At 44.3% G+C, this 14,711-nt stretch carries 14 protein-coding genes; 5 read left to right on the top strand and 9 right to left on the bottom strand.

Going from position 1 to position 14,711, the window contains the following annotated elements; genetic code table 11:
• Window positions 1-174 precede the first annotated feature (174 nt).
• The 3 genes from Q0307_RS07220 to Q0307_RS07210 are packed head-to-tail and all read left to right on the top strand — an operon-like array spanning window position 175 to window position 4,117.
• The gene (locus tag Q0307_RS07220; protein WP_298658726.1) at window positions 175-1,188 is read left to right on the top strand and encodes a cytochrome c peroxidase; all 1,014 of its coding nucleotides are present in this window, start codon (window positions 175-177) and stop codon (window positions 1,186-1,188) included.
• Window positions 1,185-3,035 carry a DAHL domain-containing protein gene (locus Q0307_RS07215; protein ID WP_298658723.1) on the top strand — a complete coding sequence of 617 codons (1,851 nt, stop codon included), beginning with the start codon at window positions 1,185-1,187 and terminating at the stop codon, window positions 3,033-3,035. Before Q0307_RS07220 ends, Q0307_RS07215 begins: the two co-directional genes overlap by 4 nt.
• Window positions 3,032-4,117 carry a response regulator gene (locus Q0307_RS07210; RefSeq protein WP_298658720.1) on the top strand — a complete coding sequence of 362 codons (1,086 nt, stop codon included), beginning with the start codon at window positions 3,032-3,034 and terminating at the stop codon, window positions 4,115-4,117. The genes Q0307_RS07215 and Q0307_RS07210 overlap by 4 nt, the downstream gene beginning before the upstream one ends.
• Before the next feature lie 31 nt (window positions 4,118-4,148).
• Here the strand turns inward: Q0307_RS07210 and Q0307_RS07205 are convergent, their stop codons facing one another.
• Genes Q0307_RS07205 through Q0307_RS07195 form a run of 3 tightly spaced genes read right to left on the bottom strand, consistent with a single transcriptional unit; the run spans window position 4,149 to window position 8,227 of the window.
• Window positions 4,149-5,702 carry a BamA/TamA family outer membrane protein gene (locus Q0307_RS07205; protein ID WP_298658717.1) on the bottom strand — a complete coding sequence of 518 codons (1,554 nt, stop codon included), beginning with the start codon at window positions 5,700-5,702 and terminating at the stop codon, window positions 4,149-4,151.
• A gap of 58 nt (window positions 5,703-5,760) precedes the next feature.
• Window positions 5,761-7,686 (bottom strand): LTA synthase family protein, encoded by a 1,926-nt coding sequence (locus Q0307_RS07200; RefSeq protein WP_298658714.1) that lies wholly within the window; start codon window positions 7,684-7,686, stop codon window positions 5,761-5,763.
• Complete coding sequence (locus Q0307_RS07195; RefSeq protein ID WP_298658711.1) at window positions 7,670-8,227, bottom strand: cytochrome b/b6 domain-containing protein; 558 nt, start codon at window positions 8,225-8,227, stop codon at window positions 7,670-7,672. The genes Q0307_RS07200 and Q0307_RS07195 overlap by 17 nt, the downstream gene beginning before the upstream one ends.
• 191 nt (window positions 8,228-8,418) lie before the next feature.
• Here Q0307_RS07195 and Q0307_RS07190 point away from each other — a divergent pair, with 191 nt between their 5' ends.
• Window positions 8,419-8,880, top strand: a complete 462-nt coding sequence (locus Q0307_RS07190; protein ID WP_298658707.1) for a cytochrome c — start codon at window positions 8,419-8,421, stop codon at window positions 8,878-8,880.
• Between the two features lie 96 nt (window positions 8,881-8,976).
• On the opposite strand, the gene Q0307_RS07185 is transcribed toward Q0307_RS07190, so the two are convergent.
• The 3 genes from Q0307_RS07185 to Q0307_RS07175 form a co-directional block, all read right to left on the bottom strand.
• Entirely contained in the window at window positions 8,977-9,276 is a 300-nt protein-coding gene (locus Q0307_RS07185) for a PepSY domain-containing protein (protein WP_298658704.1), read from the bottom strand.
• A 194-nt stretch (window positions 9,277-9,470) separates the two neighbouring features.
• Window positions 9,471-10,211 (bottom strand): hypothetical protein, encoded by a 741-nt coding sequence (locus tag Q0307_RS07180; protein WP_298658700.1) that lies wholly within the window; start codon window positions 10,209-10,211, stop codon window positions 9,471-9,473.
• A 61-nt stretch (window positions 10,212-10,272) separates the two neighbouring features.
• Entirely contained in the window at window positions 10,273-11,004 is a 732-nt protein-coding gene (locus tag Q0307_RS07175; protein WP_298658697.1) for a hypothetical protein, read from the bottom strand.
• A gap of 226 nt (window positions 11,005-11,230) precedes the next feature.
• On the opposite strand from Q0307_RS07175, the gene purH reads away from it, so the two are divergent.
• A complete protein-coding gene (purH, locus tag Q0307_RS07170) occupies window positions 11,231-12,820 on the top strand; it encodes a bifunctional phosphoribosylaminoimidazolecarboxamide formyltransferase/IMP cyclohydrolase (RefSeq protein ID WP_298658931.1) in 1,590 nt (529 codons plus the stop codon).
• A gap of 58 nt (window positions 12,821-12,878) precedes the next feature.
• On the opposite strand, the gene Q0307_RS07165 is transcribed toward purH, so the two are convergent.
• The 3 genes from Q0307_RS07165 to Q0307_RS07155 all read right to left on the bottom strand — a co-directional run.
• Window positions 12,879-13,232 carry a hypothetical protein gene (locus Q0307_RS07165; protein WP_298658694.1) on the bottom strand — a complete coding sequence of 118 codons (354 nt, stop codon included), beginning with the start codon at window positions 13,230-13,232 and terminating at the stop codon, window positions 12,879-12,881.
• Between the two features lie 141 nt (window positions 13,233-13,373).
• A complete protein-coding gene (locus tag Q0307_RS07160; protein ID WP_298658692.1) occupies window positions 13,374-14,147 on the bottom strand; it encodes a TSUP family transporter in 774 nt (257 codons plus the stop codon).
• 146 nt (window positions 14,148-14,293) lie between these two features.
• Window positions 14,294-14,711, bottom strand: a 418-nt coding sequence (locus Q0307_RS07155; RefSeq protein ID WP_298658689.1) for a c-type cytochrome, incomplete at its 5' end; no start/stop codon positions are given.

Genomic DNA, 14,711 nt, shown 5'->3' with positions numbered 1-14,711 from the left:
GAGTGCTTCCAGCTACTCTTATAGTGCCTAGTTCAAAAGCCAGCGAACAGTGATTGTTTGTTTTTGACTGATTATTCCCCAATAAATCTATAACTGCGCACTATACTTTTATAAGTTAAAACAAAAATAAATACTCGCTATTTAGGAAGATTTTACATAAGAAGGATCTTAAGGATGTTTACTTTACCCATCGGTAGTGGGGTAAGGCTGTGTCTGCCTATCTTCTCTGCTCGTTTACTCTTGACTGCGTTTATTCTTAGCCCCATGTCGCTGACGGTGGTAGCTGAACCACTGGTTGGTGAACCTCTCAGCCCGTTACCGACGCTTGAATCCTTGCAACTCGATCCAAATAAAATCAAGCTAGGCGAGCGCTTATTTCATGATACGCGCTTTTCTAGAGACAACAGTACTGCTTGTGTTTCTTGTCACAGCTTAAGTAAAGGTGGAGCTGATGGACGTAAAAATTCAATAGGCGTTCGCCAACAAATGGGAGTGATTAATGCACCCACCATTTTCAATAGTGGCCTAAATTTTAGACAGTTTTGGGATGGGCGTTCGGACAGCTTGGAGGATCAAGTTGATAAAGTGGTGCATGATGCCCGTGAGCTAGATATGAACTGGGAAGATTTGTTAAAACTCTTGTCGACTGATGCCAGCTTAGTCGCTGAGTTTAATACCGCTTATCCACAAGAAGGCCTACAAGCTAGCAGCATTCAAAACGCCTTAGCTAGTTATCAACGTTCTCTCTTAACACCTTCAAGGTTTGACCGCTATTTATTGGGAGATTCGAAGGCTTTAGATCAAGATGAGCTAAAAGGCTATCAATTATTTAAAGACTACGGCTGTATTGCTTGCCATCAAGGCGTCAATATCGGCGGCAATATGTTCCAGAAGTTTGGCGTCATGGATGATTATTTTGCTAAGCGTGGTTCCATAAGTGCTGCTGATTTAGGGCGTTTTAATGTGACCCAACAAGAAGCGGATAAGCATGTTTTTAAAGTTCCCTCGTTGCGCAACGTGGCCTTGACAGCACCCTATTTCCACGACGGTATGACCGATACTTTAGAGGATGCAGTCGATGTGATGTTCCGTCATCAGTTAGGACGTACGGCTTCCGAGGTGGACAAGCGAATGATTGTCAAATTTCTGAATAGCCTCAGTGGAGAAGCACTAGGAGCCAAGCCATGAAGCCTATCTTGCGGCGGCTTTTAGGGGTAGTTCTCAGCCTAGGTCTGATTGCTATTTTACTGGCTCTAGTACAAAAAACACGATCCATTGATACGACCTTGCTGCAGCAGGTTAATGGTCAGTTGCGTGAATTAAAGCAGGTGGATGCTACATGGAATCTGGATATTTTACGTTCCAAAATTGGTATAAATAAAAACTATGATCAAGTAACAACGCCTTTGCAATGGTTACAAAAAAACCAACCAGCTTTAATGAAAGCAGCGAACCAAGCCAACGAGAGTGCCATCAAACAAGCAGCAGATGATCTAAAAACCGTTATCAATGAGAAGATTAGTTTGGTGGATCGGTTCAAGATGCAAAATGCTCTCTTAAAAAACTCACTGCGCTTTTTACCAACGGCTGTTGGGCAGCTTCGTGATCAAATTGTGGCAGTGACTTTATCGGATACCTCTATAGGGATAAACAATACAGAGCAGATCTCTAAGTTGGAGGTGACGGCGAGTGAGATGCTGACTGAGTTATTGAAATACAATCTTGCACCCGATGAAGCAATCAAAGCACGGGTGGCAGGCTTGCTGGAGAAGTTAGCAGAAGCGCCAAGTAGTACCTACCCTGAGCAGATTCAGTCTCAAGTGAGGATGATCGTGAATCATGCTCAGACAGTTTTGAAGCAAAAAGAGAGCGAGGATCAGGTGCTTGCTAGTATTGATCAAGTGCCTATTACCGTTCGTATTGATCAGTTAGCAACCCAGTTTGAGCGTAGTTTTGATTTAGCCTTACAAGAAAAAGAGCAGTGGCGGATGGCTTTAATTGCGTATTCAGCAGGTTTACTCTTGCTGTTAGCCTTTGCCATGATTGCAGTCTGGCGGAGTTATCGTTCTTTAGACCAAGCGAATGCCTTCTTAGAACAAAGGGTTGAAGAGCGTACCCGTGATTTGTCGACTGCCTTAGCACATTTACGCGAGTCTCAATTACAACTCATTCAATCTGAAAAGATGGCGTCCTTGGGGCAGATGGTAGCAGGGATTGCTCACGAGATTAATACGCCCTTAGCTTATGTGAAAGGAGGCTTGGAAATCCTCAATGCACGGATGGGGGATGTGGATACTCTAGTGACTGAAACCTCCCGTCTAATGAATTTAATGACGCAAGAGCCGCAAGAGGATGAAGCTAAGCATGAGCAACAGCTAGCAGATCAATTTGCCACAGTCCAAGAACTCTCCAGTGCTTTTGTAGAAACCGAAACAGTGGGTGAAGTCAAAGGGCTATTAGGGGATGGCTTGTATGGTATTGGTCAAATTTCGGAGATTGTGGGTAATTTGAAGGACTTTAGCCGCTTGGATCGGGCGCGCGTAGCTGAGTTTAATGTCAATGAAGGGATCGCCAGTACGCTGAAAATTGCACGTAATCTGGTCAAGCACCGCCGTATTGAACAGCAACTCGGAGAAGTTCCACTTATCCGGTGCTCACCTTCACAAATTAACCAAGTCCTATTGAACTTGATCAATAACGCTTGCCAAGCGACCACTGAGGAAACAGGCGTAGTCACTATTGTCACTCGTCCAACCGAGCAGGGGCTCGCCATTGAGGTTCGGGATAATGGTCACGGCATTTCACCAGAGCATTTATCTAAAATTTTTGACCCTTTCTTTACGACCAAAAAAGTCGGCGAAGGTACCGGATTGGGTTTGTCTATCGTGCAACGCATTGTCAACGAGCATGGCGGTGACATACAAGTAGACTCTGTGTTAGGCGTAGGCACATGTTTTACGGTCAATCTACCCCGTGAGTATCAAGCACAGAGCGAAAATGGGCTAAATGAACTTAATCAAGGAGGAACCGCATGAGCCAAGGTGCTACATCCAATATTGTTCAGTTAGCCCGTTTGCGGCGGTTGTCACAAGAAAATGCGGCAACTGCCCCGAAACCAAAAGTCCTGTTCGTGGATGATGAAGAGCGGATTCTAAATAGTTTGCGGGCTTTGTTTCGGATGGATTATGAGGTGACGGTCACCACCGATGGCTATCATGCCCTTGAGTTGCTCAAACGTAATCAGTATCACCTGTTAGTCAGTGATCAACGGATGCCACTGATGCAAGGAGTGGAACTGCTGCGCCAAGCTAAGGAGCACTCACCGCATACCGTGCGGATTCTGTTAACGGGATTTGCTGACCTAGCGGCGATTGTGGGTTCAGTGAATGAAGGGGAGGTGTATCGCTATATTTGTAAACCTTGGGATAGTGAAGAGCTACGCGAAATTATTGCTAGTGCGGTCAATATTGGTTTGGATTTAGCTAAGCTTGCCCCTTTACCCAAACCGGACTTAACAGAAACCAAGCCATTAGAACCAAGCTCGCCACCACCTAGTGCTCCTGTTCGACCGCAGGCAGGGCTGGAAAAAATAACGCCTGCGTCGCTCAGTTGGCCGGATAACCTAGCTTTATTATTTGTCGATCGAGAAATGCATTTATTGGCTATCTTCCAAGAGCTAGGATCGCAGCGTGGTCAAGTACTGGCAGCTCGTACTCCTGAGGAGGCTTTGGTTTTAATGGAGGATCATGAAGTAGGCGTGATTGTCGCTAGTATTGATGGTATTGATCGCGATAACTTTGGCTTTCTCTGCTTGCTAAAAAAAGAGCATCCGCATGTCGTATCTTTAGCAGTGGCGCGTTTAGGCGATTCGGAAACCATTATTGATTTAGTGAATGCAGCACGGGTGTTTCGGGTTATTTTTCATCCTCTACGCCCTAAAGTGTTACAGCACCACTTAGAGGCGGCCATCAAGCAAGTCGGTGAGTTTCGTGCCCAACCCGAATTACTTAAGGTGCAAGCCGCCAAGGAGCTTCCCTCAACGAGTTCGGTATTGAATAACTTAAGTGCGCGCATCAAAACCCGTTTAAGCTCAATTAAAAGCTTTTTCAAGCGTTGAACAGCTCAAATAAGTAGAAAAACTAAATTGTTTAGAACTCTGCTCCTGTTCCTACTAGAATTTGAAACTGGTCTATTTTTCCCTTAGCCGAGAAGGGAATAGCTAGATCAACAGAGATAATCTTGCCACTACTAGAGCGGGTAGGAATAATCCTTAAACCAACCCCTGCATCACCAAACCAATCTGCTCTTTGACCCGTACCCCAAGTAGTACCTGCATCAATAAATGCAGCAGCTCCTAGCTTTGCTACCCCAAATAAGTTTTTCTTAAAGTAAAAGCGGCGTTCAGCGCTAACCAAAGCACTATGCTCACCTGAACGAAAGCCCGTTGGATAACCACGCAAACCATTATTACCGCCTAACAGCAATTGCTCGCCATGTTGTAGATTGTCAGCGGTATGCCACTCACCACTTAAATGCCAACTTGCCCATGAGTCATTATATAAATTCCATTCGGCTTTTAGATTGGCGCGTAAGCCACGATAAGATCCATCACCTACCCACGCGGTTGTATCCGCTGTGACTAAACTGAGCTGATTACTAGTAGGGCTATAGCCTTTACTATAGCGGCTAAGGAGTTTTAAATAACTATCGTCAGCCCCAAACTTTGGATGCAAAAAGCCTGCTTCAATTAAAAATTGCTGTCCTAAGCTAATATCCTCAGTTCGCCCCATGGTTTTGAAGTTTTCACGTTCGATGTAATGATTTTCAAGTAGCTCATAACTAATCCATGGATAAGCTTGCTTAGATTCAGGTTGAAGTTCAGGGTTGGAGTGGGTTGGGAAATAATGGCGACTTTCTTGCTGCCAGCCTAGACGATAGCGCTCAGTCAGTTGAGGTGTCTTACTCTGCGACCACCCATAAAAGATCGAATCTTGTTTAGTTTCTACTCCTATTTTATGTGTAACTTCCCCCTCCACATAATTAGAAGTTTCTTGGTGCAAAGCGAGACTTTCTAAGCCCCAAGCCCTTTGCGCCGCGAGTTTATAGAAGGGAAAACCAATCCTAAATTGATGTCCCTTACCATCGCTATTATTTTGCAAGCCGAGTAATAAATGGTAGCGTGTGCCTAAAACTTGTGGGTCGTTGTAAGTCAGTTTAGTTTGATTACGTTCTGCATCCTGCTTAAAGCTCAAACTCAGTTCTTTGCCCAAGCCTAGAAGATTATGTTCTTCCAAACTAATACTTTTGGAGTTATTGCCGCCTGAGCGTCCAAAGGATAGGGCAGGTGCGAGAGTCCAATTATCTATGGTGATTACTTGTAAATTAACTTGTTTACCACAAATCTGTTGAGGACTAATTTGCGCATCTTTTAGATGCCTGCGGGTGCGCAATAGGCGCTCAGACTCAGCCAGCAGCCTAAAATCAAACGGATCACCAGTCTTGAAGAGCAAGGTTTTGGCAATCACCTTATCTTGGGTTTTAAGATGTAGTTGATTGGTAAAACGGTGATACCAATGGTTTTCTGCCGGTAAATTTGGATTGAAGACATTGCCGACTTCAAGCTGGATATGCCCGACTCTTAAGCCTCTAATTTGAGTATCACTCGCTTGCCAAGTCCGACAAGTCGTTTCTTCGGCTTGCAAGTTGATTAGACCTGAAGCTAGGTAAAGACTAAGACTTAGCTTAGTCCTTAAGCTGAGTTTATGGAGCGGTTTGTAAGGCATTTAGACGGGCAGCCGCTGTTTGATAATAGGCGATGGCTTCATCAAGCATGGCAGGGTCGCTAGGCAGTTCAGTACCCGTGTCAGCATCGAGTACTTTAGTTGTCTGCTTGGGCATTAGTTCAAACACTTTGCCGTCTTTCATGTAGCCGACGGTTAGATAATTAGCCATGAAAGCACGTGGATTACGCGTAGCGGCTAAGCGAATATCTTGACCATAAAATTCAGAGATATACGGGATATTGAGCAGCCCTAAAATAGTCGGAGCCACATCAATTTGTGAAGCTAGGGCATCAATTTTTTGCGGCTGAATAAAATCAGGTGCATAAATAATCATCGGAATTCGGTAGTTTTCCGGTGGTAAATCAGTGCGCCCACGTCCATGCGAAGTATGATCAGCCACAAACACAAATAAGGTATTTTTAAACCAAGGCTGCTGGCTGGCTTCTTCCATGAAGTGACCGATTGCCCAATCGGTATATTTCACTGCTCCATCGCGTCCACTACCGGAGGGAATGTCAATCCGACCTTCTGGATAAGTGAAGGGGCGATGATTAGAGGTCGTCATAACATGCGCAAAAACTTTTTGTCCCTTAGCAGTTTCTTGACTAATTACCCCAATCGTGTGATGTAAAATATCCTCATCGGCAATGCCCCAAATGGTTTCGTGATGAATATCGGTTGCAGCGACATCGGTACGATCGATCACTTGATAGCCGTTACCAGTGAAGAAGTTTTCCATATTGTCAAAATAGCTATAGCCGCCATAAATATAGAAAGGCTTATAGCCATTTTGCTGGAGCACTCCTCCTAAAGTTTGCAATCCCGTATTGTGTTTACGGGCAGGGACTGCATGGCCGGGTGTGGGGGGAATCGATAAGGTCAGTGCTTCTAAACCACGCACGGTGCGTAATCCAGTGGCGTAGAGTTGATTGAAAACCATGCCTTGTTGAGCAAAGCGATCTAAATTCGGTGTTAAACCAGTCTTGCCACCAAAAGACTCCACAAAATCAGCCCCTAAGCTCTCGATAGAAATAAGCACTACATTTTTTTGCAAAGGTGCTGTATTGGGTTGAATGACATGCGCGGTGGGCATGGGATGTTGTACAAAGCTGAGTTCAGGTTGGCCTTGCTGAAAAGCTTGTTGCAGGATTTGAGATGCTTGTTCAGTAGGCAGAGTTTTATAAAACTTAAAATAATCTAAATCATTGGTACGGAAAGCGCGCATAAATTCGTAATAGCCATTACTGGCTAATTCACGCTCAGCCGGGCGAGTAAAACCATCGCGTAAATGATCATTCACTAGCAAAAAGCTGGCTACGGGTAAAGATAAAAACAGTAGGCTGGCTACGAGGCGTTTAGGTAAATTCCCTGCTTCAGCAAGGGCTGCGCTCCAAAACGGTTTGCGTACTAGCCATAATAAGCCTAAAGCAATTGCCGCGAGGCCGAGCAATAACCAAGTCACTGGATAAGATTGCCAAATATTCCCCATCACTTCGCGCGTGTAGATCAAGTAGTCAACTGCGATAAAATTAAAGCGTGAGGAGAATTCATTCCAGAAAGTCCCTTCAGCTAAAGCGGTGAATAAAAAGCCAAACACGGCTAGCGCTAACAAGATTGTGGCTGAGACAGCAAATAGCCAGCGGCCTTTGTGGCCATTCCCAAATACCAAAGTTAAAAGAATAAACGGAATTAAGACATAGCTAGCTACACTTAAGTCATAAATGAAGCCACTGAATAAAATTTTCGGGAAGACATTGAAAGCGAAGTTATGACTATCGCCTTCAAACAACATCAAGCCGAACCGTGTTAAGAAGTTAATAAGCAAAAATAGCAAAAGCACCCAAAAGAGGGTGCGATAGCGCGGTGGAAGAAAAGCTTTCTCCGTGTTACTGCTTAGAATCATTATGAGTTACCAACAGCCCTGTTCGTTTGCCCGTCAGCATAGTACGCAATAAGGGGATGCCTGTCACTTTCGTCATGATCACGACAGCAGCCACATGAATACCCACCAAGTACATGGTGAGATTGGCTGCAATTTCATGTACTTCCTCGAGCCAATCTTCACCCCAAAACATATCCCAAGTTTGCATCCAGCCCGATAAGGTAATAATGGCTAACATCAATAATAACAGGAGCACCATTGCCCCACCCATAGGGTTATGGCCTTCGCGCGGATCCACAGTACGCTGTTTTAAATCCTGTAAATGCTTAGCAACTCGGTGTGGGGTTGGGAAGAAACTTGCAAAGCGTGCAGTATGTGGACCGATAAATCCCCAAATGATCCGTAGACTCAGCAAAATCCCAAGCGCATAACCCAAAATGCGATGCAGCGACCAGCTTCCATCATCCTCAATTAGCCAAAAGTCGAGCATAAACATAAGCACAACTGACCAATGAAAAATGCGTACAAATAAATCCCAAATCTTAATGTCTTGTGCTTGCATAACTGTCGTTGCTCCCGCTGATTGATAGATGAATTGTGCAGGTAATCAGGCGTTTTACTCTATTGGAGATATGGGCAATCAGCATACAAAACCACTAGCTTTAGGTCTGTAAGACAAATGTCTTATAGGTAGTTTGACGCATTGGCCTTTAGGATATTTGTTTTAATCGCTTAGTCATTTTAAGAGTTAATATGAAAATTAAAGAGAGTATTGCAGTAAGTTTTCTGACTGTATTGATCGTATCTTGTTCAGGTCATGAGCAGCATGCTGTTAATCTAGAACCAACGGATTTAGCTAAAGTTAACCATCCCGGCGCAAAAGTTTATCAATCGGCTTGTATGAGTTGTCATGCTTTAGCAGCGAAAGAAGAGGGCATAGCACCGCCCTTATTTGGGGTTAAAGATCATGTCATTAAGACTTACCCAGAGCGAATGGCGTTTATTCAACGAGTGGTTGCTTGGGTGAAAGCACCGAATCCGAATGATGTCTTAATGCCGGGGGCGGTAAAAAAGTTTGGTCTGATGCCTGCTCAAACGCAAATCAGTGATGCTGAGTTACAGGCGGTAGCTGAATTTATTTATGATACAGATTTTACCAAGCCGGATTGGTACGCTGCACATTATCAAGCAGAGCATGGGAAAAAACCGCAATAAGCAGGACTGCTCACAGCAAAATCCCCTCTGAGGGTATGAAGAGGGGAAGCTCAGAACACTATCAGGGAGATGATAGTTTGAGTACTTGCTGGTGGTTTAGTCTTTTTTCTTTTCAACGATGCTTAAATCGATAGGGTTAAAGTAAATTTCTACTTTTTCCATTTCGCCAGCAGCACCGCCTTCTTTAGCGCCCATACCGTAAATTTCATAGCAAGCGCCGTCGCTTTCTTTGAATTTGTAAATCACATAACCCATCTCACCGACTATTTTCTTTTGAGCATCTAATTCAGTCATCCATTTGTCTTTGAGTTCTTTAGTGCAAGTAGGTTCTGCGAAAGCAGTTTGTGCAAATAAAGCAGTCGTTGCAACTAAGCCGAGTAATACGTGTTTTTTCATTTTAAAATCTCCTGTGAATATTTAAGTGGGTCACTTATGTAAAACTTGTTTCGACAGGAGCCACTATGCAGCTACAGCGCGTTTCAGCCTAGTGGGCAGATGATGGATGAGTGTAGGATTCCATCCGGCATCTCTCTGCAAGGATAAATGCCGGATGACTAGAGGTATTGAGACAAAAGTATGGATTTAGGCAACTAATGAACAGTTAAGTTATAGGTTATGTCATGGCTATAAGAATCAGTTGTCGCAGTGAAATGTAATTGGTGCTTACCTTTTTTTAAAGGTGCCAGCATCACCCAATAGCCGTCGGAAATGGAGATAGATCGTGTACTAGGTATTTCCCCCCATGTAGTAAAAGTAGAGTCGTCTTTAATTGTGAAGGGCAAGGTATCTGACTGTGCTTTTATAATAGGATAATGTAAGGAACAAGGGTTGCCGTCTAAAGTGCAACTATAGTCAATTAAGTCACTAATAACAGAATCAGCAACGACTCTACAATGCTTTTCGTTTTTGCAGCCAAACGTAGCTCCTGGAGCTGGAGTCCAGAAAATAGTATTAAAAATAGGGATGAACAAAGCTGTGTTTTGGGGAATGACGCAAGAGCGCTGGTAAATGCCGCCAAAAGCATTGGCTAAAAACCAAACTTTACCCGTTTGACCACTGGCACAGTTCACTTTACCTGATTGTAGGTTGGGATCATGAGCTGAGGCAAATTTACCTAGCCATTTCCACCAGAAATGCCCCCAATTGCCAATAGTTTGTTCATAGACCTTGGGGTCAACTGCGCTAGGACGACTGATAGCTTTACTCTGGTAGTCAGCAAGAGCTACTGATTCAGGTATGAGTAATAAGTTACTTGGAGCCGCTTTAAGATCAGTCACTAAAAAACTTAAAGCTAACAAGAAGATGCTAAAGATAGAGGGGAGCTTGATCATATTGATTTCCTTAATACTTGAGAGCAAAGCTAACTAGGTTACTTTACTCTCAAGGCTTAGCTTAATTGACCTTAAGCGTATAACTAACGTCTAGTGCAAAGTCATTCATCTTGGCCGTAAAACGAATTTTGTGATCCCCAACAGGGAGAGGGGGGAGCATCACCCAATAGCCATCGGAGATTGAAATGTCACGTGTACCGGGTATATCTTCATATTCAGTGACAAGAATCGAGTCAGTCTTAATAGTAAACGGCAAACTATCTGATTGGGCGCGTATAATAGCGTATTTCCAAGCACAGTCTTGTCCATCGATTTTGCAGGTATAATTTAAGTTCGTGAGCAATGCACCCACTTCTTTTCGGCAATGCAATTCATTTTTGCAGCCGATATCAGTGCCGGGTGCGGGTGTCCACCAAACGCTATTGGAAATTGGGAAAAATAATGCTTTCCCTTGTGGAATAGTGCAAGAGCGCTTACTAGTACCGCCAAAATTACCTGCTAGAAACCATACTTTACCCTGCTGCCCTACTGAGCAATCGATTGCTCCATTCTTAAGCAAAGGATTAGTAGCCTTAGGAATATTAAAAGCCCACTCCCACCAAGTGTGTCCCCAATTGCCTATGGTTTTACCATAAATTTTTGGATCTACTTCACTAGGGCGTATCAGCCTCGTCACTGACTGATCCGTGTTGGTAGCAGTGGGTGATGCTGTTGTTGACAGGTATCCTGCTAGAGCTGTTTGTTGGCCAAATAAAGCCATGAGTGAAAAACTGATAACTTGCCTAAGTTTCATGATTACAGTCCTCGCTTAATGATTAAGCTTAATAGCATCTACTGGTAATAACTAAATTGTCCTGAAAATTTGACGAAAAATTTATGAAATTACCTAATTTTTGAGTTTAGTTGGTTGTTTAAACTGAGGTGATGGGATTTGAATAGTTCCTCGCGGTACATTGGCCTGATTCTATCAACTGGTTACAATAGGTGTTTTTCTTTGACCTCGGATTCAAACCCCCATGATGAGTTCTGCTAACCAATCCAATTTGCCTGTGACCCGTGCTTTATTAAGCGTTTCTGATAAAACAGGTGTTCTCGAATTTGCTCAGTTTCTACATGCACAAGGTGTTGAGCTACTCTCCACCGGAGGCACCGCTAAGCTATTAGCAGATAATCAAATTCCCGTCATCGAAGTGTCTAGCCATACGGGCTTTCCCGAAATGATGGATGGACGGGTTAAAACTTTGCATCCCAAAATTCATGGTGGGATTTTAGGGCGGCGTGGTATGGATGATGCTGTGATGGAAGCGCACGAGATTGGGCGGATTGATTTAATTGTAGTCAATCTCTATCCGTTTGAGGCAACCGTCGCTAAAGCTGATTGCAGTCTAGAGGATGCCGTGGAAAATATTGATATTGGTGGCCCGGCGATGGTGCGCGCCAGTGCTAAGAATCATGCGCATGTCACTATTGTGGTTAATCCCAGTGATTACGCGCGTATTCAAGCCGAAATGCAGCAAGAGGGTGGGCGAATTAGCTTGAGCACTCGTTTGGATTTAGCGATTAAAGCCTTTGAACATACTTCCCGCTATGACGGGATGATTGCTAATTATTTTGGCTCGCGGGTAGCAGGTGGTTCGCATGAAACACCTTTAAGGTTCCCACGGACTTTTAATCTGCAAATGCATAAGTTGCAAGATTTACGCTATGGTGAAAATGCTCATCAGCAAGCTGCTTTTTATGCGGAAACCCAACCACCCGTAGGCAGTATTGCTAGTGCAGTACAAATTCAAGGCAAAGAACTCTCTTACAATAATATTGCAGATACCGACGCTGCTTTAGAATGTGTCAAACAGTTCGATGCTCCAGCTTGTGTGATTGTCAAACACGCGAATCCTTGTGGGGTTGCCGTTGGTGCTAACTTATTAGATGCCTATAATCGCGCCTATAGCACTGATCCAGAATCCGCCTTTGGGGGCATTATTGCCTTCAATCGCCCCTTAGATGCGGAAACTGCACAGGTAATTGTTGAACGCCAATTTGTTGAAGTGATTATTGCACCGGGTCTTGTACCACAAGCGGTAGCAGTCGTAGCAGCTAAGAAAAATGTGCGTTTATTAACTGTGGAGCAGTGGCAGACTAGTACCACACCGATGCTGGATTTCAAGCGTGTGAGTGGAGGCTTATTAGTTCAGACTGCAGACCTTGCTTTATTAGAGGGTTTAACAGTGGTGACGCAACGTCAACCCACTGAAGCTGAATTAAACGATCTGCAATTTGCGTGGCGTGTAGCAAAATTCGTTAAGTCCAATGCAATTGTTTACGCAAAAGATAGTATGACGATTGGGGTGGGAGCCGGGCAGATGAGTCGAGTTAATTCAGCACGGATTGCTGCCATCAAAGCCGAGCATGCGGGCTTAGTAGTCACTGGCTCAGTAATGGCTTCAGATGCCTTCTTTCCTTTCCGTGACGGTATTGATAATGCAGCGGCTGTAGGTATTAAAGCAGTGATTCAGCCGGGTGGTTCATTGCGTGATCAGGAGGTCATTGAGGCGGCGAATGAGCATGGGATTGCGATGGTATTGACGGGTATGCGCCATTTCAGACATTAAGCTTTAACGGGTTGACTCGATCTGGGCTTGGCTAGATCGAGCGATTGCCATCAAGGTTTTAGCGTAAATTTAAAACTAGATTGTGTTTGCCACCTTCTTCAATCGTAATAAGCTGTGTCTCAGTTTTATTCCCAGCTGTGGCAATCACTTGATACTTACCTGCCTCTAAATCGACTACGGCAGAGTGACGGGTAATGGTTAGTTCTGTAGTCTTGTCATTGCGACTCAGTAATTTGAGTGAGCGTAGATGCCAAACAACCTCACGAAAAGCAGGTTCTCCATTAATCGTCGCTAACAAGTTAAGTTGACCAGTGACCGCTCTAATCGTCGCTGCGGAGGAAATTCCCGATAGCATGAATAATGCAAGCAGACAACACCAGCGCATATTCATACTGTTTAAACATCTGTTCATAAATTATCCCTCTCTCTATAAGTTGTCGTTTTACCACGCAATTCATGGTTGTTTTTGTTAAATTGATAAAATTTTAGTCAATTTGCTGTTAGGTAGCGGTTTGTCTAAAAAAGGTTCAAACTAATTTTTGTTAATCTGGCGTTAGGTTTGAAGTAACAGACGTAATGACACGAGTAACGAAACAATCACTAATAAGGGCCGAATAAGGCTGCTGCCATGCTTAATGGCGAGCTTTGAGCCTATGTAACTACCGATTATTTGCCCAAGACCCATGCCTAAGCCCAATAACCACAACACATGCCCAGAAACAGCAAAGAGTATCAGCGAGGCAATATTGCTTGTAAAATTAAGGAGTTTAGTACCTCCCGTCGCACGCGGTAAGCTATAACCGAGTAGCGTAACAAACGCTATGACGAAAAAAGTACCTGTACCCGGACCAAAAAAACCATCATAAAAGCCAATTCCAAACCCAGCTATTGCCGCAAACAGGTTTTTACTAATGCGCTGATGACGCTCTTGATCATCTAGTTTAGGTGAAAACATAAAATAAAGAGCAAAACTGATCATTAAAATTGGGATTAGTTTAGCTAGAAAAGAAGAGTCAATCTGCTGCACAACCCAAGCACCGCTCACTGCCCCAATGAAAGTTAAGGTAATTGCTAAATGATGCTCTGAGGGTTCAATTAAGCCTTGGCGAGTATAATTCCAAGTGGCTGTAAACGAACCAAAGCTGGCTTGAAGCTTGTTGGTAGCAAGTGCTTGAAGCGGGGGTAAACCCGCCCAAAGTAGGGCGGGAATCGTTAGTAGGCCCCCGCCGCCAGCAATCGCATCAATACAGCCTGCTACTGTAGCTACTACGAATAAAGTCAAAAATAAATGCAGATCGATAGAGCCTAGGCTAGCGAATAAATCCATAGTAGCATTTTCTAGCTAAAAACAGGCAGGATAGCAGTCGATTGGGGAGGACACTAAACAGAAAACGCTGATTCTTACAGAGTATGGGGTAGGAAACTAAAAAGGCGCTAAAAATAGCGCCTTTCGTAAAGAGAACACTGAGTTGATTACTGAGCCTGTGCAGCCATCCAATCGACAGCCGCTTTGATGTCTGCATCAGATAGTGCTGGATTACCGCCTTTAGCAGGCATAGCGTTTAAGCCATTCAGAGCGTGGTTGTAAAGAGAATCTTTACCTGCGGCAATACGTGGAGCCCAAGCTGTTTTGTCACCGAGTTTAGGCGAATTGGCAATCCCTACATCGTGACAAGAGAAGCAAATGCTACGATAAACTTTTTCACCATCAGCGCTAACGCTTGACGAAGTTTGCTCAGTAGGGTTTGCTGCCGCTGGAGCTGCTGCCGCTGGAGCTGCTGCCGCTGGAGCTGCTGCCGCTGGAGCTGCTGCCGCTGGAGCTGCTGCCGCTGGAGCTGCTGCCGCTGGAGCTGCTGCCGCTGGAGCTGCTGCCGCTGGAGCTGCTGCCGCT

The sequence above is a fragment of the uncultured Thiothrix sp. genome (assembly GCF_937873765.1).
GTDB lineage: Bacteria > Pseudomonadota > Gammaproteobacteria > Thiotrichales > Thiotrichaceae > Thiolinea.
This window is presented reverse-complemented; position numbering and strand designations above follow the sequence as displayed.

Excerpts from the sequence above, each read along its gene's own strand:
- Q0307_RS07220 (WP_298658726.1), top strand. The coding sequence starts at position 175 with ATGTTTACTTTACCCATCGGTAGTGGGGTAAGGCTGTGTCTGCCTATC.
- Q0307_RS07215 (WP_298658723.1), top strand. The coding sequence starts at position 1,185 with ATGAAGCCTATCTTGCGGCGGCTTTTAGGGGTAGTTCTCAGCCTAGGT.
- Q0307_RS07210 (WP_298658720.1), top strand. The coding sequence starts at position 3,032 with ATGAGCCAAGGTGCTACATCCAATATTGTTCAGTTAGCCCGTTTGCGG.
- Q0307_RS07200 (WP_298658714.1), bottom strand. The coding sequence starts at position 7,686 with ATGATTCTAAGCAGTAACACGGAGAAAGCTTTTCTTCCACCGCGCTAT.
- Q0307_RS07195 (WP_298658711.1), bottom strand. The coding sequence starts at position 8,227 with ATGCAAGCACAAGACATTAAGATTTGGGATTTATTTGTACGCATTTTT.
- Q0307_RS07190 (WP_298658707.1), top strand. The coding sequence starts at position 8,419 with ATGAAAATTAAAGAGAGTATTGCAGTAAGTTTTCTGACTGTATTGATC.
- Q0307_RS07185 (WP_298658704.1), bottom strand. The coding sequence starts at position 9,276 with ATGAAAAAACACGTATTACTCGGCTTAGTTGCAACGACTGCTTTATTT.
- Q0307_RS07180 (WP_298658700.1), bottom strand. The coding sequence starts at position 10,211 with ATGATCAAGCTCCCCTCTATCTTTAGCATCTTCTTGTTAGCTTTAAGT.
- Q0307_RS07175 (WP_298658697.1), bottom strand. The coding sequence starts at position 11,004 with ATGAAACTTAGGCAAGTTATCAGTTTTTCACTCATGGCTTTATTTGGC.
- purH (WP_298658931.1), top strand. The coding sequence starts at position 11,231 with ATGAGTTCTGCTAACCAATCCAATTTGCCTGTGACCCGTGCTTTATTA.
- Q0307_RS07165 (WP_298658694.1), bottom strand. The coding sequence starts at position 13,232 with ATGAACAGATGTTTAAACAGTATGAATATGCGCTGGTGTTGTCTGCTT.
- Q0307_RS07160 (WP_298658692.1), bottom strand. The coding sequence starts at position 14,147 with ATGGATTTATTCGCTAGCCTAGGCTCTATCGATCTGCATTTATTTTTG.